Origin of the sequence: Paenarthrobacter sp. FR1 (assembly GCF_051106045.1) — a bacterium.
In the GTDB taxonomy this organism is placed as follows: Bacteria; Actinomycetota; Actinomycetes; order Actinomycetales; family Micrococcaceae; genus Arthrobacter; species Arthrobacter nitroguajacolicus_A.
Genome location: NZ_JBPFSF010000004.1, coordinates 335,383 through 354,122, shown reverse-complemented (window position 1 = coordinate 354,122; position 18,740 = coordinate 335,383). Strand labels below are relative to the sequence as shown.

Annotated in this window: 19 protein-coding genes; 7 read left to right on the top strand and 12 right to left on the bottom strand. The window is 62.3% G+C overall.

All coding sequences use genetic code 11. The features are described 5' to 3' along the window. Positions 1-59 precede the first annotated feature (59 nt). Both ACR30Z_RS10590 and ACR30Z_RS10585 read left to right on the top strand, forming a co-directional pair. On the top strand, positions 60-257 hold the full coding sequence (locus ACR30Z_RS10590) for a hypothetical protein (protein ID WP_434372509.1): 198 nt from the start codon (positions 60-62) through the stop codon (positions 255-257). Beyond that, positions 254-484, top strand: coding sequence for a hypothetical protein (locus ACR30Z_RS10585; RefSeq protein ID WP_144652646.1), 231 nt, complete (start codon positions 254-256; stop codon positions 482-484). Before ACR30Z_RS10590 ends, ACR30Z_RS10585 begins: the two co-directional genes overlap by 4 nt. Before the next feature lie 72 nt (positions 485-556). On the opposite strand, the gene ACR30Z_RS10580 is transcribed toward ACR30Z_RS10585, so the two are convergent. Genes ACR30Z_RS10580 through ACR30Z_RS10560 form a run of 5 tightly spaced genes read right to left on the bottom strand, consistent with a single transcriptional unit; the run spans position 557 to position 5,340 of the window. Then, the gene (locus ACR30Z_RS10580; protein WP_144652678.1) at positions 557-1,579 is read right to left on the bottom strand and encodes a lactonase family protein; all 1,023 of its coding nucleotides are present in this window, start codon (positions 1,577-1,579) and stop codon (positions 557-559) included. 14 nt (positions 1,580-1,593) lie between these two features. Then, positions 1,594-2,424, bottom strand: a complete 831-nt coding sequence (locus ACR30Z_RS10575) for an aldo/keto reductase (protein WP_144652645.1) — start codon at positions 2,422-2,424, stop codon at positions 1,594-1,596. A gap of 60 nt (positions 2,425-2,484) precedes the next feature. Beyond that, entirely contained in the window at positions 2,485-3,522 is a 1,038-nt protein-coding gene (locus tag ACR30Z_RS10570) for an SDR family oxidoreductase (RefSeq protein WP_434372508.1), read from the bottom strand. Further along, on the bottom strand, positions 3,519-4,490 hold the full coding sequence (locus ACR30Z_RS10565; RefSeq protein ID WP_434372506.1) for an aldo/keto reductase: 972 nt from the start codon (positions 4,488-4,490) through the stop codon (positions 3,519-3,521). Before ACR30Z_RS10565 ends, ACR30Z_RS10570 begins: the two co-directional genes overlap by 4 nt. 28 nt (positions 4,491-4,518) lie before the next feature. After that, positions 4,519-5,340 carry an aldo/keto reductase gene (locus ACR30Z_RS10560; RefSeq protein ID WP_434372505.1) on the bottom strand — a complete coding sequence of 274 codons (822 nt, stop codon included), beginning with the start codon at positions 5,338-5,340 and terminating at the stop codon, positions 4,519-4,521. 198 nt (positions 5,341-5,538) lie between these two features. Here ACR30Z_RS10560 and ACR30Z_RS10555 point away from each other — a divergent pair, with 198 nt between their 5' ends. Continuing rightward, a complete protein-coding gene (locus ACR30Z_RS10555; RefSeq protein ID WP_144652641.1) occupies positions 5,539-6,417 on the top strand; it encodes a helix-turn-helix transcriptional regulator in 879 nt (292 codons plus the stop codon). Positions 6,418-6,471: 54 nt separating this feature from the next. Here the strand turns inward: ACR30Z_RS10555 and ACR30Z_RS10550 are convergent, their stop codons facing one another. Then, the gene (locus ACR30Z_RS10550; RefSeq protein ID WP_144652640.1) at positions 6,472-6,681 is read right to left on the bottom strand and encodes a dodecin; all 210 of its coding nucleotides are present in this window, start codon (positions 6,679-6,681) and stop codon (positions 6,472-6,474) included. Between the two features lie 106 nt (positions 6,682-6,787). Beyond that, positions 6,788-7,594: an SDR family oxidoreductase gene (locus tag ACR30Z_RS10545; RefSeq protein ID WP_434372504.1), complete on the bottom strand. Its 807-nt coding sequence runs from the start codon at positions 7,592-7,594 to the stop codon at positions 6,788-6,790. A 160-nt stretch (positions 7,595-7,754) separates the two neighbouring features. Here ACR30Z_RS10545 and ACR30Z_RS10540 point away from each other — a divergent pair, with 160 nt between their 5' ends. Further along, positions 7,755-8,186 carry a universal stress protein gene (locus tag ACR30Z_RS10540; RefSeq protein ID WP_144652638.1) on the top strand — a complete coding sequence of 144 codons (432 nt, stop codon included), beginning with the start codon at positions 7,755-7,757 and terminating at the stop codon, positions 8,184-8,186. Between the two features lie 69 nt (positions 8,187-8,255). On the opposite strand, the gene ACR30Z_RS10535 is transcribed toward ACR30Z_RS10540, so the two are convergent. The 5 genes from ACR30Z_RS10535 to ACR30Z_RS10515 form a co-directional block, all read right to left on the bottom strand. Next, complete coding sequence (locus tag ACR30Z_RS10535) at positions 8,256-9,719, bottom strand: pectinesterase family protein (RefSeq protein ID WP_434372503.1); 1,464 nt, start codon at positions 9,717-9,719, stop codon at positions 8,256-8,258. A gap of 1 nt (position 9,720) precedes the next feature. Next, a complete protein-coding gene (locus ACR30Z_RS10530; RefSeq protein ID WP_434372502.1) occupies positions 9,721-11,703 on the bottom strand; it encodes a pectinesterase family protein in 1,983 nt (660 codons plus the stop codon). Positions 11,704-11,765: 62 nt separating this feature from the next. Next, complete coding sequence (locus tag ACR30Z_RS10525) at positions 11,766-12,662, bottom strand: carbohydrate ABC transporter permease (RefSeq protein WP_144652635.1); 897 nt, start codon at positions 12,660-12,662, stop codon at positions 11,766-11,768. A 9-nt stretch (positions 12,663-12,671) separates the two neighbouring features. Next, the gene (locus ACR30Z_RS10520; RefSeq protein ID WP_434372501.1) at positions 12,672-13,622 is read right to left on the bottom strand and encodes a carbohydrate ABC transporter permease; all 951 of its coding nucleotides are present in this window, start codon (positions 13,620-13,622) and stop codon (positions 12,672-12,674) included. Between the two features lie 33 nt (positions 13,623-13,655). Next, entirely contained in the window at positions 13,656-14,966 is a 1,311-nt protein-coding gene (locus ACR30Z_RS10515; protein ID WP_434372500.1) for an ABC transporter substrate-binding protein, read from the bottom strand. Between the two features lie 299 nt (positions 14,967-15,265). Between ACR30Z_RS10515 and ACR30Z_RS10510 the strand changes: the two genes are divergently transcribed. From ACR30Z_RS10510 to ACR30Z_RS10500, 3 genes are read left to right on the top strand one after another with little or no spacing between them, the layout of a single operon-like run. After that, the gene (locus ACR30Z_RS10510) at positions 15,266-16,126 is read left to right on the top strand and encodes a PmoA family protein (RefSeq protein WP_434372499.1); all 861 of its coding nucleotides are present in this window, start codon (positions 15,266-15,268) and stop codon (positions 16,124-16,126) included. Between the two features lie 5 nt (positions 16,127-16,131). After that, positions 16,132-17,712, top strand: a complete 1,581-nt coding sequence (locus ACR30Z_RS10505; protein WP_144652631.1) for a glycoside hydrolase family 43 protein — start codon at positions 16,132-16,134, stop codon at positions 17,710-17,712. Positions 17,713-17,729: 17 nt separating this feature from the next. Continuing rightward, positions 17,730-18,740, top strand: coding sequence for a LacI family DNA-binding transcriptional regulator (locus ACR30Z_RS10500; RefSeq protein ID WP_434372498.1), 1,011 nt, complete (start codon positions 17,730-17,732; stop codon positions 18,738-18,740).

Here is an 18,740-nt window from a genome sequence, read left to right as displayed (position 1 = left end):
AAGAGATCTGCTTCACACCACGCAGTGCCCCGATCTATCCCCAAGGATGAGTTTCAACGATGAAGAGCATCGCCCTCCTGCGCGAACGAGCCACCCGCGTCATGCCTACTGGTTCCCACTGCCCGGCGTCAGGCCTGTGGAGCCCCGATTCCGATCCGGACGCCGTCCAGGTTTTCGCTGAAGGCCACTTGCTTCCGGCCCACAACGGCGTGGCCACGGTCTGGCGGCGGCGAACTGCCGCTGAAGTGTCGGCATGACCAGCACCATCCTGAACAGGCCAGCCGACTACCGGCACGTGCCCGCAGCGGAGTGGGCCGACCTCAGCGCCGGTGATCCGGTGTGGATTTACGACGTCGCATGGGGTGCCGGAACGGGTCGCGTTGACGATGTTTCCAAGCACCAGGAACTGCTCTGGGTGGTCCTCGAACCGACGGGTCGCAAGTTGATCTGCGGCACGGACGACGTCGAGGTCTGGTCCGTCTAAAGACCCGCCGAGATGGCAAGTAATGACAATGTCTGAGCGGATGATTGTCATTAAGTGCCGTCTCGGCGTCAGTTAACCGGCCAGCACCAGCGCACTGGGTGAGCCGGTTTCCACTCGGCTGACGGGGCCGTCCGGCAGCCCGGTGTCCGGGTCCAGACTGAAACTCACGACGTCGTTGGAACCTTCGTTGGCCACGTACAGCCAGCCTTCGCGGACCAGGTGATGTCGCGGCCAATCGCCGCCGCATGGGACGTCCGCGAGGGGCTCCAGCTCGCTGCCATTGTGTGACACCTTCAGGATGCAAATACGGTTGCTGCCGCGCACCCCCATGTACGCGAATCGGCCGTCCGGGGACAACGCGATCTCGGCCCCGGAGTCGCCGTCGAACGGCTTGTTGACGCTGGCCGGAACGATCGCCGTAAGCTCGTACGTTCCGTCCGGTTCCATCCGGACGGTCGCCACCTCCACCGAGTACTCGGTATCCACAAAGACGGTTCCGCTGTGGTGGCGGGCCATATGCCTGGGGCCCGAACCCTTGGGCAGGATCACCTGATGGTCAGGCTGCAGGCCTTCGCCCGGTATGTACTGCCACACGCGGACCAGGTCATGCCCAAGGTCAGTTGTCATCACCCGTCCGTCCGGGAGCATCAGGCTGGAATGCGCGCGGCTGGGCCGCTCATCGTCGACGGGTGCCGTGGAGTGGGGATCGACGGCGGCCACCGCGGTTGTGCGCGAGGTGATGCCGCCGTCGTTGTCCAGTTCGTAGAGAATGACCTGGCCGTCGCCCCAGCAGGTGGCCACGATGAAGCGTCCCTGTGGATCTGCAGCGACGTGGCACGTGGCCTCGCCGGCGGGCCAGGGTTCACCGAAGGCCTCCAGAGTGGCGTCGCTGGTTCGGCGATACGCCCGCACCGTCTTGCCTTCCTCCGCCACGGCATAAACCACGGGAAGCGTTGGGTGCAACGCCAGGAAAGACGGTGAATTGGCCTCGACGGCCACGCCAAGGGACGTTAGCTTCCCATGGTCGTCCGCAGAGAGCGCCGTGATGCCCTCGCCCTTTCCGTTCCTGTCAGCCGTGTAGCAGCCGGCCCAGATCAGTGTTCCCACCGTCAGTGCCCCTGAACGTCAGAGTCGACGCCCGCGTCCGGACCGGCGTCGAGGGTCTGCAACCTGGTGAGGTCGTCCTGGTCCAGTTCGAAGTCGAAGACGTCCAGGTTCTCCTGCATGCGCTGAGGGTTTGCTGTCTTGGGAATGGCTACCAGTCCTTGCTGAACGTGCCAGCGAAGAACCACCTGGCCCGGTGTCTTTCCGTGCTTCCCGCCGATGCTGGCCAACACCGGAGCGTTCAGAAGGTCACTGCTGGCACCCAACGGGCTGTAGGACTCTGTGATGATTCCGTTGCGTTCGTTGAAGGCCCTCGCGGCAGGCCTTGGGATGGAGGGGCTCACCTGGATCTGATTCACTGCCGGCACAACGTCGGTTTCGCGGAACAGCCGGTCAAGGTGCGCCGGCTTGAAATTTGAAACACCAATGGACCGTACCTTCCCTGACGCTTGAAGTTCCTCAAAGGTCTTCCACGTGGACACGAATTCGTCGCGGCGGGGGAGCGGCCAGTGGATGAGGAGCAGGTCCACGTAGTCCAGCCCCAGACGTTCCAAGGATCCGTCCAGCCCGGCAACAGCCTTGCCGGAACCCTGGAATTCGCCATCGAGCTTGGTGGTGATGAAGAGCTCCCCTCGATCCACCCCGCACGTGCGGATGCCGTTGCCCACGCCCTTCTCGTTGCCGTACTTCTTCGCGGTGTCTATGTGCCGGTAGCCGTGCGCCACCGCCTCCACCACGGCGTCCTCCACCTGGGCATCATTCAGGGGCCAGGTGCCCAGCCCGAGCTGTGGGATCTTGTGGCCGTCGTTGAGTTCGATAAGCGGTGCACGTGTCATGGGCTGGGTCTCCTCCGGTTTTCTTTGTTTCTACGCTGGCCGCTTGCTGCTTGGCAACAGCTACCGTCGCGACCAGTCATACAGCCGATCACTCAACTCCATGAAGTCTTCCTTCACTACCTGAAGCTCGGGATGCTGATCATGCCACTCGACGATTTCCCTGGCCCCATCCGCGAACGGGATGGTGGCCCGGTAGTCAGGAACGAGTGCCTTGATCTTGGTGTTGTCGAAAATTACGGAGTGCGAGCGGTCACCGAGCAGGTTGGGTCCGAGTTCCGGGCTGTGGGCTGCGATGGTCTCCGAGGAAACGTGGAACAGCTCGGGTTCCGGAACTCCGGCGGCACGGGCGAACAGGCGGTAGATCTGGTTCCAGGGCAGGTACTCGTCCGAGGTGATCGTGTAGCTCTCGCCCACAGCCTGCGGCCTGCCCAGAAGTCCAACAAAAGCCTTGGCGAAGTCCCGGCTGTGCGTCAGCGTCCAGAGCGAGGTCCCGTCTCCGTGCACCATGATCGGCATCCCGGCACGCATCCGGTGGATGTCAGTCCAGCCGCCCACCATGGCGATCTTGGTCCGATCGTAAGTGTGGGAAGGCCGCACCACCGTCAAAGGGAAGTCCTGCTCGCGATAAGCCTCAAACAGTAGGTTTTCGCAGGCGATCTTGTCCTGCGAGTACTTCCAGAACGGATTCTTCAAAGGTGTGGATTCCCGGATGGGCAGCGTCGTGGGCGGCTTTTGGTAAGCCGAAGCGGAGCTGATGAAGACGTACTGACCCGTCCGCCCGCGGAACATCTCCAAACCGGCCCGCGCCTGATCCGGGGTGAAGGAGATGAAGTCCGCAACGGCGTCGAACTCCCTTCCCTTAAGTACCTCACGCACGGCCTGCGGATCGCGGATATCCGCGTGCAGTACTTCGGCGCCATCGGGAACCGGCCGACCGGCTGACCGTCCCCTGTTGAGGAGGGTCAGACGGTGGCCCAGTGCGACGGCGCGTTCAGCCGCCGTCGCACTGATGACCCCGGTCCCGCCGATGAACAGGATGTTCCGCGGCGAGACGGTGTCCGCCGCCGTTCCCAGGCTGACGGGGAGGAGATTACTCACCAGGCGTAGTCTTCGGGGGCGGGGCGGTGGCCCGGGAAGATGTCGTCGAGGCGCTTGAGGGCGTCCTCGTTCAGGGAAACGTCCAGTGCGCGGATGGCTGCGTCCAGTTGCTCCTGGGTTCGCGGCCCAACGATCGGAGCCGTCACGGCAGGCTGGTGAAGCAGCCAAGCCAGCGCAACGTCGCCGGGTGTGTGGCCCAGTTCGTCCGCGAAATCCTCGTACAGGCGGATCTGGTCCTCGTGCTTCTTGAGGGTTTCAAGCGCCCGTCCTTCAGTGCGGCGGACACCCTGCTCTTCCTTCTTCAGCACGCCACCCAGCAAGCCGCCCTGCAGCGGCGACCACGGGATCAAACCAAGGCCGTACTGTTGCGCAGCCGGGATGACCTCGAGCTCCAGTTCACGCCGGAACAGGTTGTAGATGGACTGCTCGCTGACCAGGCCCGTGTAGTTCCGCCTGCGGGCAGCTTCCTGCGCCTGGGCGATGTGCCAACCGGCAAAGTTGCTGCTGCCCGAGTAGAGGATCTTGCCCTGCTGGACGCCCACCTCAATGGCCTGCCAAATCTCGTCCCACGGTGTATCGCGGTCGATGTGGTGGAACTGGTAGATGTCGATGTAGTCCGTCTGCAGGCGCTTGAGGCTCGCGTCCAAGGCTCGCCGGATGTTCAGGGCGGACAACTTGGACTCGTTGGGACGGTCCGTCATGGTGCCGTAGAGCTTGGTGGCAAGGACGGTCCGCTCGCGGCGCTCGCCGCCCTTGGCGAACCAGCGGCCGATGATTTCCTCGGTCCAGCCGCGGTGGCCGGTGCCGCCATAGACGTTGGCGGTGTCGAAGAAGTTGATGCCGGAGTCCAGTGCGGAATCCATGATCGAGTGGGCTGTTGCCTCGTCGGTCTGCGGGCCGAAGTTCATGGTGCCCAGGCAGAGACGTGAAACCTTAAGGCCGGAACGGCCCAAATGCGTGTACTGCATAGCTGTTGAGTCCTTTGTTCGTTGGGTTTTAGAACTGGGTAAAGGCCGCGACGGCGGGATCGGAACCGATGCGGGCGCCCGCCTCCAGTGCCGTGATTGCTGCCAGTTCGGATTCGGTGAGGGTGAGGTCCGCTGCGCCGAAGTTCTCGCGCATACGGGCGGAGTCTGCGGATTTGGGAATCACGATGGTTCCCTGCGCGAGATGCCAAGCCAGGATCACCTGTGCAGGAGTAGTGCCATGGGCAGCTGCCACCAGGGCCACTTGCTCCGCGTTAAGGTCCTTGCCCTGGCCCAACGGGCTGTAAGCCTCAACGGCAATACCCAGGTCGCGGCACTTGTTGGCCAATTCGGCCTGCTGGTATGTGGGGTGGAGTTCGATCTGGTTGACGGCCGGCACCACATCCGCTTCCTTCAGCAGAGTGTCCACGTGGTCCGGGAGGAAGTTGGAGATGCCGATGGCCCGGATCTGCTTGTCCTGGTACAGCTTCTCCATCTCCTTCCACGCCTGCGTGAAGAGCCCCTGCGACGGGACCGGCCAGTGGATGAGGTAGAGATCGACGACCTCGAGGTCCAGGGCATCCCTGCTTCGCTGGAAGGCGTCATAGGCTTCGCCTTGCTCGCCGTTGCGGAGCTTGGTGGTGATGAAGAGGTCCTCCCGGGGGATCCCCGAGGCGGCGATCGCGGCGCCCACGCCAGCCTCGTTGCGGTACGCGGCGGCGGTGTCGATGTGGCGGTAGCCGGCTTCCAGCGCGTCTTCCACTACCTTCTGCGTTTCATCGGCAGGTACTTGGAACACACCGAATCCGAGCTGGGGGATGGTGATGCCGTTGTTCAATGTCAGCTCTGGCATGACGGTCTCCTTCGACGGGATGGTTATGGCCTGGCGCTCCACGCTGCTGTTCCAGAAAGCGTTTTCGGAGGCTCTGTACTGAGCCTATGCAGTTTTGGTGGCAGAGTCAGCAATCCAGCCTGATCCTGTTTTTCCTAGGTCTGGTAGTCCTACCCAAAATGGTGGTCTTTCACACGCAGCGAGCGGCAGAATGGACGGATGGGTCAAAGCGCCGAGTTCGGTAAGTTCCTCAAAGTCATGCGTGCCCGCCTCTCGCCCGAAGATGCCGGGGCGCAGGAGTCCAGCGGTTCCCGACGCGTGCCCGGGCTCCGGCGAGAGGAAGTCGCCCGGCTCTCCGGCGTGAGCACCGACTACTACACGCGCCTGGAACAGGGCAGGAACATCCACCCCTCCAAGGCCGTGCTGGATTCTGTGGCCCGGGCCCTCCGCCTTGACGCCGGGGAACAGGCGCACATGATGGACCTGCTGGAGCACTGCGCCAGTTCCGCCGGCAATCCAGGACCCGTGCAAAAGGTGAGGCCGGCCCTGCGCCAGTTGCTGGACGCCGTCGGGGATGTTCCGGCCATGGTGCTGGGCAGGCGCGCAGACGTCCTGGCCGGAAACCGGATGGCCTACCTGCTGTTCGCAGACTTCGCCGCGCTGCCGGCCCCTGAGCGGAACCTGACGCGCTGGATCATCCTGGATCCATCCGCCGGGGAGCTGTTCAGGGACTGGAAGACCGTGGCCGCGGAAGCTGTAGGCGCACTGCGAATGGATGTTGGCCGCCACCCGAACGATCCCCAGACCAACCAACTGGTGGGTGAGTTGGCCGTGAACAGTGAGCATTTCCGGCAGTGGTGGGCCGGGCACAGGGTGGCCACGCGGTCGGCAGGCACCGTGCGCTTGCACCACCCAGTGGTGGGAGACCTGGAACTGAACTTTGAGACACTCAGTCTCCCGGACGACCCCGACCAGCTCCTTCGGGTCTATTCAGCGAAGGTGGGATCGCCGTCGTCGGACGCTTTGACGCTGCTGAACTTTGGGGACGTGGGCACCCACGCCGAGGTCCCCGAACCCGCCCGCCGAGACGACAGTTAATGCCAATGTTTTCCAGAAACATTGGCATTAACTGTCAACTCGCGGTGAGGTCGGTCAGCGCTCCAGCCTGAAACCGAGCTTGATGGTGACCTGCCAGTCGGCCACTGCGCCGTCCTCCAGGTGGCCGCGGATCTCCTTGACCTCAAACCAGTCCAGGTGCCGCAATGTCTGGGAGGCTGTCGCGATGCCATTCTTGATCGCATCGTCAACGCCCTCGGTGGAAGTTCCTACAATCTCGGAAACGCTATATGTGTGGCCAGCCATGGTGCTCCTCATCATCGTCCCTGAATCTCTGGAAAATCCGGCCCGCCAGGCAGGCCGTTCATGCAGCCTAGCCCACGGAACACCGTGCGGCCAGAGGTGTTGACGCTCAGCTTTCACGCCAGTCGTTGCTGGTAATGTGCGAGCCCGCCTGGGGTCCCATTTGCAGCATTCCACCGTCCACGGGCCACGACGCGCCGTTGACATAGCTGGAAGCCGGGGACGCCAGGAAAGCGATGACGGCTGCGATTTCGCGTGCGTCTCCGGGGCGTCCCAGCGGCACCCCTGGCCGTTCCTTCTTGGTGGGGTCCTCGTCTTCCTGGCCAGTCATGGGAGTCGCGATCTCGCCGGGGGCCACGTTGTTGGCGGTAATCCCGTGCTCGGCGAGTTCCAGCGCCATGGTCTTGATGAGCCCGCCCAGGCCGTGCTTGGAGGCATCGTAAGCCGAGGCTCCAACGCGGGGCTGGAACTCGTGGACACTGGTGACGGCGATGATGCGTCCCCCTCGGCCCGCCTTCACCATGCGCTTGGCTGCCGTCTGCATGGCCACGAAGGCCCCATTGAGGTTGGTGTCCAGCGTGGTCATCCAGGTTTCGTAGTCGAGGTCCAGGAACTTGGTTCCGTCGCCGGTTCCGGAGTTGTTGACGAAGACATCCACACCACCGAGTTCTTCAGCGAGGGTTTCCACGGTGGCCGCCGTTCCGCGGACATCGGTGGTGTCCAGTTGGTGGACCACGGCCTTGCGCCCCAGGCTGCGGACCTCCTCAGCCGTGTCCTCGGCGCCCTGCTGGTCCGAGTGCCAAGTGATACCCACGTCCATGCCGGCCTTGGCCAGCGCCACCGCAGTGGCCCGCCCGATGCCTGAATCCGATCCCGTGACGATGGCGGTTTGCGGGGAAAACGGTGCGTCGCTCATGGTCCTGCCTTTCGGTCGGTTGATCGTTCCGATGCTTTATCCCTACCCCTGGATCCGTCCTGTAAACACTCCCGGCGCAAAAGGGTCACCCCGGTGTGTAGCCATGGAGTGTAGATTTCTTGCAGCACCAACCAGTGAATCCCCACAACCAGGAGTACTCATGTCAGAAGTAATTGTGGTCGGCGTTGACAACAGCGAAACGGCAAAGCGGGCAGCAGTGGCAGCAGCGAAGCTCGCCACGGCACTCGGTGCCGAACTGCACGTGATCAGCGGCTTCTCGGACGACCGCATCGAAGAATTCGGCAGCGGCAGCGACCGCATCACGGTCTCCTCGGCTGACTCCGCCGAATACGTGGCCCGCAAGGTCTCTGAGGAGCTGGACGTACCCGCCGGCAACATCAAATACTTCGCTGCCCGCGGCACCCCGGCCAACGCCCTCATCAACTACGCGGAAACCAACAACGCCTCGCTGATCGTGGTCGGCAACAAGCGCATGAAAGGCTTGGGCCGCGTCCTGGGCAGCATCGCCAACAGCGTTGCGCACGGTGCTCCGTGCGATGTTTACATCGTGAACACGGACATCGACGCGTAACACCGAAGCAGGTAGCAAAAGAGGCCGTTGTGAATGCTCACGACGGCCTCTTTTGCTATGTAGTGGGGGTTAGCCGAATGTACCGTTGAGCACCGTCACGTTGCTGCGGGTGATGCCCTTTCCAGTGACGTGCAAAACGTGGCCAGGCTGCGGGGTATCGGACGTGACAGTCAGGTCCCGCAGCGTCGTACCGTCCGCCGCCACCAGCAGGGTGACACCCTCGCTGTTGGTCAGGACCACATCCGCGGCGTTTCCCGTTGCCCCGGCGAGGGTGACATTGCGCCGGTCGCCCCAGATAACCGCCGGCTCGTGATAGACGCCGGGCTGCACCAGCACGGTCACAGCACCGGCATTGTTCGGCGGGATCGCACCCACGGCTGCACGGATGCTGGCAAAGTCGCCGGTTCCGTCCAAAGCCACCGTGAGCACGTTCCGGAGCGGTGGAACAGTCCCTCCCAGTGGCCCGCCGAAAGCACGCACCAGCGCGGGAACCGCCCTTGTTGGGGTCAAGTCATACGGGTACGTGGGCTCGAATGACGCTCCCCGTTCCTGGCCGGTGTTCCCGGTGCACTCGTCAAACACGTTATCGCGGGCAGCCAAGGCACCCCCGGGACCCTGATGGTGAAGCGGATTCCGGACATTCCGGAAGTAGTTTCCCTCCACCAGCAGAAGGGCAGCGTTCCGCCCCAACATCCCGTAGCTGGAAATGTCCTCCAAATAGTTGTTGTAGACGTGGGATGCCGCAGTGTTGTCCAAACTGGCGTTGCGCTGGTGCGTGTTCCGGATCCAGTTGTGATGCAGCGTCACCCGCGTGACCACATTCTGGGTCCATCCTTCTCCGAGGGCTTTGTTGTGGTCCGAGAAGACGTTCCAGGACAAGGTGACGTTGTCGCAGTCCTTGCGGATATCCACCAGGCCGTCTCCCAACCGGGTGAAATGCATATGGTCCACCCAGACGTGGGTGCTGGTGTCCATCTGGATTCCATCCCTGTCGTTGTCCGGCCGTTTCCCGGCAAAGTCGCCGGGAATGTAGGAGTCCCGGAGAGTGAAGTTGCGAAACACGACGTTGGCGACATTGACGAGTTTGAAACCGGCGTTCACTACTGCGGCTCCGCTGCCGGCGCCAAGGAAGGATTTGTTGGAGGCCACCGTCAGTTTCTCGTACTGCGCGAAGACCAGTTCACCGTGGAGGATCACCACCAGCGGTTCGGCACTGCTGGCGTACGTGCGGAGTTGGTCTGGCGTAGCGGCGTGGACCAGCCTGCCGCCGGCCCCTCCGGTGGTGCCTGCGCGGCCGTGGGACGCGACGCCGGCAAACCCCGCCGGTGCCTCCGTCCAGACGCCGCCCTTCCCACGGTTTGCCGGCAGCCCGGCTTCATAGAAACCGTTGAGGCCGACGCCGGAGGGCGTAACTTCCGTGGCTGGCGCCGCAGTTGCCGGGTGGAAGAAGCCGGTGGAGACCAACGTGCCGGCAGCGAGTCCTGCGGAAAGCAGGGTCCGGCGTCGAATGTTCGTGCCTTGTGGTTTCGCCATCTCAAGCACCTGCCGCCGGGATCCAGTCGCCGAGGAATTTCTCCTTGGTGAAGTTCACGGCTTCCTGCGGCGTGAGTTGGGGGTGGAACCCGTTGATGTGCGCTCCGGGTCCCGTGTTGTTGTACTCAGCGAAGCGTCCTTCTGTCCAGGAGTGCCCACTCATATCGGACCAGCCCTGCTCAGCGATGTGACTGCCCAGATTCGAGTCGCGGATGACGGCCATCGGGTGTGCGTTGGGGTCGCTGCTGGCAAACCAAGGGCGTCCCAAACTGACGGTTCCGGGTGCGGCGTTGGAGGTGAGGGTGCTGTCCACGATCAGGAAGCCGTACGGGTTGGAGTTCTTGGTGCTGGGAGCCACGATGTAGCCGTTGTTAGTGTCGCTGCCGCGGTCCAGGGAGTGGATGGTGCAGCCGTCAAAGACTGCGGTTCCACGCCCGTAGAGGAAGTCCACGTCACCCTCGATGTAGCAGTTCTTCAGGTAGGTTCGGGCGGTCGCGTCGCGTCCGGTGGTGTCCGCGAGGTAGGTGTCTTGGTTGCCGAGGAACCTGGTGTTGTCGAAAATTACCTTGTCGGCCACGGTCCGGACCGCGAGGGCCTGGCTCCCGCCGTTGGTGGCCTCATCGTAGGCATTCTCCACGGTGAGGTTGCGGACGGTGGTTTGCTCGGCAAGGACGTTGAGCGTCGCACTTCCGGCCGCGCCCCAGGTTCCGCCGAAGAACTTGGCGCCGTTGGCTGGCGTGTCGTAGGAAATCACGACGTCGGCCGGGTCACCAGTTGCTCCTTGGAGGGTCACGTGGGGCCGGTCAGCCCAGATGTTCACCATTTCCCGGTAGAAACCAGGCTTGATGGTGATGGTCCGCGGTTGGGTGTTGCCCACGGGAATTGAGCCGATCGCCGCCTGCAAGCTGCCGAAGTCGCCGGTGCCGTCCAGCGCGACGGTGATGTCCGTCGTCGTACTGGGCGCTTGGCTTTCACGCGGTCCGGCGCCTGAGGTGACCAGTGCCGGAACCTTCGCGGCGTCATCCTTGGCGTAGGCGTAGAACTGCGTGGGGTCGAAGGCGCCGCCGATGTTGTCCTTGCGTCCACGGGTGGCATCAAAGATGTTGTCACGGTTGACGATTTCCGTGGCTTGGTCCTTGGCCACCACAGGGTCGGCCACGGCGGTGAAGTAGTTACCTTCCAGAACCACCTTGGCAGCGTTCCGGCCCATCATTCCGTACTGGCCGATGTCCTGCAGGTAGTTGTTGTAGACGTGTGCGGCGGCGGTGTTGTCCAGGCTGAAGTTCCGCTGGACAGTGTTGCGGATCCAGTTGTGGTGGATGGTCATCTTGGTGACGGCGTTGCTGGTCCATCCCACACCCAGGGCTTTGTTGTTGTCCGCGAAGACATTCCACGAGTACGTCAGGTAGTCCGAGTCCTTGCGGGTGTCGATCATGCCGTCACCCATGCGCTCAAACTTCATGTGGTCTACCCACACGTGATGCGAGGTATCCAGCTGGATCCCGTCGCGATCATTGTCCGGACGCTTCCCGTCCCAGTCGCTGGGAATGTAGGAGTCGCGCACTGTGAAGTTCCGGAAGATGACGTTGGAGACGTTGATGAGCTTGAAGCCCGCATTGACCAGTTCCACACCCGCACCGATGCCGATGAAGCTCTTATTGGACGTGACGGGAATCTTGACGTAGTCCTGCGCGGTGATGCTGCCTTTGAGGAAGATCACCAGCGGCTCCGGGGCGGCCGCATAGCTTTGCAATTCTTCCAGCGACGAGACGCTGACGTGCCTCCCCGCCTGTCCGCCGGTGGTCCCGGCGAGTCCGTTACCGGGCAGCGCCGCGAAACCATCCGGCAGCTGCTTCCAGAGGGCGGCTGCACTGGCCGGGGATTCGCTGCCGCTGTGTTGAGGTTCTGCCCGTGCGGGCACGGCGGTAAGGCTTCCAAGAATGACGACGGCGGTGGCCGCGCCGAGTAGGCGTCGCAGGCGCATGCAAAACTCCTTTGTCTTGTCCTATTGGGTGGGTAAGGCTTGGGTCTGCTTGGTTGGTGGAGCTATTTCAGTCCGGTGGTGGCAATGCCGTTGATGAGGTACTTCTGCCCTGCAATGAAGAAGCCGATGATCGGCGCGATGGACACCACTGACATGGCGAACATGGGGCCCCACATGCTTTGGCCTTCCGAGTCCATGAAGGCGCGGAGCGCCAGGGGAACTGTGTAAAGGTCCTGGTTTTGGATGTAGAGCAACGGGCCGAAGAACTCGTTCCACGTGGAAATGAACGTAAAGATTGCAGTGGTGGCCATGGCTGGAACGCATAGGGGGAGAATCACGCGAATGAACGTCCGGAAGGGGCCGCAGCCGTCGATTTGGGCGGCATCGTCCAGTTCCTTGGGCAACGACTTCATGAACTGGACCATCAGGAAGATGAAGAATGCGTTGGTGGCCATGAAATTGGGAACGATGAGCGGCAGGTAGGTATCCAGCCATCCCAACTGGGAGAAGATGATGTACTGCGGGACCAAGAGTACGTGGCCCGGGAGCATCAGTGTTCCCAGCATGAGTGCGAAGAACAGTTTCCGGCCGGTGAACTCCATCCGGGCGAAAGCGTAGGCGGCCAGCGCGCAGGAGAAGATGTTGCCGATGATGGAGAAGATCACGACGATCATCGAGTTGATCAGGTACACATGGAACGGCTGGTCCAGAGCGGTCCAGCCCTGCGCATAGTTGGAGAAGTCCCAGTTTTCCGGCCACAGCCCCAGCTGCCGGAAGATGTCGTTGCTGGGCTTCATGGAACTGGAAACCAGCCACAGGAGCGGATAGAGCATTACCAGCCCCACCAGGCAGAGAATCAGGTGCCGTGAAAAGCGGGAGACCGGCGTTCCCGTCAGGGCGTCTTCCGGTTGTTCTTGTTTGGCCAGCTTGCGCTTGAGAGGTAGATCAAGGAGTGCCATGGAGTTGCCTTAATTGTCGTAGAAGACCCAGAACTTGGATGCGATGAAATTGATGGCGGTGAAAATCGCGATGATCATCAACAGCAGCCAGGCCATGGCCGAGGCATACCCCATCTCGAACTCGGTGAAGCCCTTCTGGTACAGGTACAGGTTGTAGAACAGCGTGGAATCCGCCGGACCACCCGTCCCTCCACTCATCACATAGCCCTGGGTGAAGGTCTGGAAGGAACCAATGAGCTGCATGATGAGGTTGAAGAAGATGATGGGGCTGATCAGGGGCAGGGTGATGCTGCGGAATTGCCGCCACCTTGATGCACCATCAATCGAGGCAGCTTCGTAGTACATCCCCGGGACCTGCCGGAGGCCTGCAAGGAAGATCACCATGGGGGAACCGAAGGTCCACACGTTCAGCACAATGAGGGTGCTCAGCGAGAACTGGGGGTCGGTCACCCACGCCGGACCCTGGATTCCGAACAATCCCAGGAACCCGTTGACGATGCCATCATTGCCGAAGATGTAGCGCCACAGCATCACGATTGCGACGCTCCCGCCCAGGAGGGACGGCAGGTAGTAAACGGAGCGGTAGATCGAAAGACCCTGCAGTCCCCGGTTCAGCACCAAAGCAACCAGCAGGGCAACAGCGAGGGAAATGGGCACCGACACGAAGGTGTAGATGAACGTGACCTTCAGCGACTGGAGAAGCCTGGGATCCTCGAACATCGCCTGGAAGTTCGCCAGCCCCACAAAGTTCGGCTCGGTGAAGAGGTTGTAGTCCGTAAAGGCGAGGTACAGCGAGGCAAAGAACGGGATGACGGTAAACAACATCCCCAGAAACCAGGGAAGCAGGAAGAGGTACCCTGAGCGTTGCTTCTTGCGCCGGGAAGGGCGGATGCGCGGCTTGCCGCCCGCTGCGGCCGCCGCCGGTGCGGCGTCGGGTGGTTGTTTGGTCAGAACCGACATAGCGACACGACTCCCTCGCGAATAGTTCCGGGCCTATTTGTTGATTGCTGCATTGCTCTTCTCCATGAAGGTCTTCGCTGCATCGGCAGGACTCACGCGGCCGAACTCCACTTCAGTAGTGAGCTGCTTGAGGGTGTCCGCTACGACGCTTGCGCCCTTCGGATACACGTAGGCAGGTGGCAGATCGTCTTCCTGGATGGCGGCCATCATGTCCACGAACGTCTTGTCGTCAGCGCTCAGCTTGGGCGTAATGGCGGCGGCTACCTCCGGGTTGATCGGGACCCCGCGTTGCGTGAGGACTTCTGCAGCACCGTCAGCATCGTTCGTCAGGAAGTCCACCAACTTGGCGGCTTCCTTGGGATGCTTTGACTTCGCGGCGATGGACCACAGCATGGTGGGATCCGCGGAGTAGCCGCGGCGCTCGTCGGTGGTTTCGCCTGGAATGCGCAGCAGGACGACTTCTCCCTCCACAGCCTCGTTGTAGCCGCGGAAGTTGTTGATGGGGATGATTTGGGAAGCAACCGTTCCCTTTGCCAGATAGGACTGTGCCGGGGATCCCCCGATTTGCTCGAAGAAGCCGGCTGGAGGGTATCCGCCGGACTTTCGAAGATCCACGCTGTACTGGAACCAGTCCTCGATGGTCTTTTCGCTGACGCCGAGCTTGTTGTCCTTGGTGTAGAAATCTTCGCCTCGTTGGCGGGCCAGCAGGATGGGGCCGGTTTCCGTGGCGACGTCGTAACCGGCGCCGTAGACCTTGCCTCCGGTTTTCTGGGTAACTTCGGTGGCGAACTTGGCGTAGTCGTCCCAGCTCCAGGTCTTGTCATCCGGGATGGTGACGCCGGCCTGGTCCGTGATGGTCTTGTTCACCACCATGCCGATAGTGGTTACTCCGGTGGCGAGGCCGTACAGCTTGCCGTCAACCTCACCCCGGCTCAGGGTAGATTCCGGGACTTTGTCCAGGTTCAGCTCTGAAAAGGACTTCAGATCGGCCAGGGTGCCGCGTTGCGCATACTCCAAGAGGCTGCGGTTGGCCATGGCCAGGACGTCCGGAGGGTTGCCGCCGGCGAAGCGGGTGGCAAGTTTGTCCGCGTAGGGGCCGCTGTCCTGGTATTCGGTCTTCACGGTGATACCCGGGTTCTTCTTCTCGAAGATCCGCAGCGCTGCTTCAGTCATCTTGGCCCGGTTGGCATCGCCCCAGAAGACGAAGTTCAGTTCAACGGAGCCGCTGCTCCCGGAGGGGGTTGTGCCACCTCCTCCGCAGGCGCTAAGGGCCAGCCCCGCCGCGACTACAGCGGCACCCAGGACAGTCCTGCGCGGGATGTGAGTGGTTGTTGTCTTCTTCATTGAATGACGCCTTTCTGATGCCTGGGCCATGGACCAGATAGAGGTCCACGGCGGATTCAGGCAGAAACTTTCTGAGTGGAAATAGGAAGCATTGGAGGCATGAGGCCCCCGAGGGTGGCTGTGTGAGAGCTAAAAAACATCGAGTAAACGATTTCTAGCAACGAATGACTGTGACTGTCAACACATTCGGATCCACATGTGCGAAATATCTTCAAGAAACTTTCTTTAAGACTTGCCGACTTCTTTCCGTCATGTTTATGCTGAACCCCACGCAACAGAACCCATCACGAGGAGGTCGAATGGGAGGTTTCCAACTCCGCGGCGCAACCGTGCTGCAAGTGAACGCCGGAAGCGATCTGGTGGCGACACTGGCTCCCAGGCCATATCTTCACCCCATTCGAAGTCTGGCCGGAGTGCCCCTCACGGAGGCCGGTCCAGCCGACCACCCACATCACCTCGGGCTGTCGCTTGCTTTCTCGGACCTGAATGGAACCAACTTCTGGGGCGGGTCCACGTTCACCGAGAGTGGCCCGGCAGTCCTTCCCAATCACGGCCGCCAGGTGCTTTCGGAATGGCGCGACCGGGAAGGGCGGGGAGAAGGAACGGTGACGTGGTTGGACAGGAACGGGCACCAGTTGGCTTCCGAGCAACGGAGCTACACGTACCTAAGCCATCCAGCCGACCACAGCTGGAGCCTTTCCTTTGATTCAGTGCTCCGCCCGGCCGGTGGCGTGGAGCGGTTGTCCGTGTCGTCGTCGGCTGTCAAAGGGCGCGTGGGGGCAGGCTACGGAGGCATTTTCTGGCGCTTTCCGTCTGGCGATGCACCCGTGAGTCTCTTGTGTTCAGAAGGCGCCGGGACGGATGCAGCCCATGGTTCCAGGTCCCCTTGGCTCATGGTCGGGACCCGGCAAAAGGGTAAACGGGTCACCGTCATCCTCGCTCAGGACACCATCGAACTGCGGCCGTGGTTCGTCCGTACGGAAGGCTACCTGGGCGCAGGACCTTCCGCCGCATGGGACAAGCCGGCCACGGCGGACCGGAACAATCCCCTCAAGCTCAGCCTGCACGCAGTGGTCCACGACGGCCACATAACCAGCAGGCAGCACGTCGAGGAACTCCTTCTTCACCACTTCAGCAGCTCTCCCGACAGGACATCATGACAACCATGGGAAATCGACACCGCATCCCCGTCTACATCAACCCCATCCTCAACGGCGATTGGCCGGATCCCGATGCGGTCCAGGTCGACGGCACCTACTACCTCATCGCCTCGAGCTTCAACAGGGTTCCCGGCCTCCCGGTATTGAAGTCGCAGAACCTCGTTGACTGGGAACATGCCGGCCATGCGCTGCAGGAACTCCCGCAATCAGGGCACTATTCATTGGTGCGGCATGGAAGCGGAGTGTGGGCGCCGGCGCTGCGCCACCACGACGGCAAATTTTGGATCTTCTATCCGGACCCGGACCACGGGATCTTCGTTCTCAGTGCGGAGAAGGCAGAAGGTCCGTGGAGCAGCCCGCACCTTCTCTATGCCGGTCGCGGCCTCATAGACCCTTGCCCCTTGTGGGACGAGGACGGTACGGCGTTCCTGGTCCACGGCTGGGCCAAGAGCAGGATCGGCGTCAAGAACCGGCTCACCGTGCACCGGATGAGTCCCGATGCGTCGCGGCTCCTGGATCACGGAACCCACATCATCAACGGCGAAGAGCTGCCAGGCTTCACAACCTTGGAGGGGCCCAAATTCTATAAACGCGACGGCTGGTACTGGATTTTCGCGCCAGCGGGCGGCGTCGCCACCGGATGGCAGTCGGTCTTCCGCTCTCGGTCTCCGTTCGGACCCTACGAGGAAAGGCGCGTCCTGGAACAAGGGGATTCGCCGGTGAACGGTCCACATCAAGGCGCTTGGGTCACTACTCCCGAAGGCGAAGACTGGTTCCTGCATTTCCAGGATCGCGGGCCCTATGGTCGCGTCGTCCACCTCCAACCCATGGGTTGGAGGGAAGACGGCTGGCCCTGGATGGGCAAACCAGCGGACGACGGCGGACCGGGGACCCCCGTCTTGAGCCACCCTTATCCCCGCGGTACGTCGCCCGTTGATGTTGGTCCGCCCGCCAGCGACAACTTCACTTCCCCCGGCCTCGGCCCGCAGTGGCACTGGCAGGCCAACCCCCGCGACGAGTGGTTGTCCACCTGTGGAGGAGGCCACCTGCTGCTTCGTCCGCAAGCCAACGATCCCATCAACCTTCGCGAGTTGCCCAACGTCCTGGGCCAGATTCTGCCCGGTGAACCGTCCACCTTCACCACCACACTGGAACTGGACGACGTGCCCGCAGGTACCAGGGCCGGCGTCGTGATTCTTGGCCAGCGATACGCCTGGCTGGGGATCGTGCGCACCCAGGACGGCTACGTGCTGGGTAGCGGTGTTGGCAGTGAAGGTCCGCACGAGCAGCCGGTAGCGCGGGCTGTTCCCCTTCCGGGGCCGCGCATTGAGCTCCAGATCCGAACAGACGAGACCCCACGGGCCACCTTCGCATGGCGTGTTGGTCCCGCGGATCCGTGGCAGATTCCCATCTGGGATTTCGACGTTGTGGAGGGCCGGTGGATCGGCGCTGAGCTGGGGATTTTCGCTGCGTCGCCCTTGGGTTCGAGCGAACGCGGCAATGTTATCGTTGGACCCGTGCGGGTGGAAACTGCGCCGGTCCGCCGGGCAACGGTCCCGCGCATTGCCACTCCCGTTTCTTCATGAGTTCAAGGACCGTTCCATTGACCGCCACTCCGCGCCCCAAGATCGCAGACGTGGCTGCCGCTGCGGGCGTTTCAGTGCCCACCGTTTCCAAGGTCTTGAACGGCCGTTCCCACGTCTCCGAGGCAACGCGAGCCCGTGTTCAGCAGGTGCTGGAGGAGCTCGACTACACCAAGCGGAACCCGCCTACCGAGCCCGGATTGCTGCAATTGGTGGTCAACAACTTCGATTCGCCGTGGGTCTTGGAAACCATGGAGGGAGTGGAAGCGGCGGCGGCGCGCCTGGGTTACACCGTCGCCTATACGCGGGCCGAAAACGCCACTGCCGAGAATTGGCAGAGGTTGCGTGAGCCCTCCACGAACCGTCTTGATGGCGTGATGCTCCTGGCCCCCCGGCAAGGCTCCCAACTGGTCCGTCAGGCGCGGACGCTGAACATTCCTGCGGTGGCCATCGATCCCGAGGGGTCCGAAGGTCTTCAGATTCCCAGCGTCAGCCCGGCGTCGTTTTCCGGGGCCTTGCGGGCGGTGTCCCATCTGTTGGAACTGGGGCATCAGCGTATTGGCATCATCACTGGCCGCGTTCACAGCCCGGGACACGGGCGCGCCCGTTACGCCGCCTACGCAGCTGCCCTTCACGAAGCAGGACTGCCGGTTCTTCCCGAATTCGTGCGCGATGGCGACTTCAGTATCGAGTCCGGGCTTCGGCTCGGCGGAGAGCTTCTGGACTTGCCGGAGCGTCCCACGGCAATCTTCACGGGTAGTGATCTGCAGGCGTTGGGCGTCATGAACGCGGCAGCTCAGCGCTCATTGAAGATTCCTGTAGACCTGAGCGTGGTGGGATTCGATGACATCGCCCAGGCGGCACTTACGTCTCCGCCGCTGACCACTGTCCGCCAGCCGCTGGCGCAGCTGGCGTCGATGGCCGTAGGCATGTTGACGGAGCAGATCGAGCAGCAGGCGGTGGGTTCCTCTACGGCCCTGGAGGTCGCCACGGAGCTGGTGGTCCGGGGGAGCACGGCGCCACCCACGTAG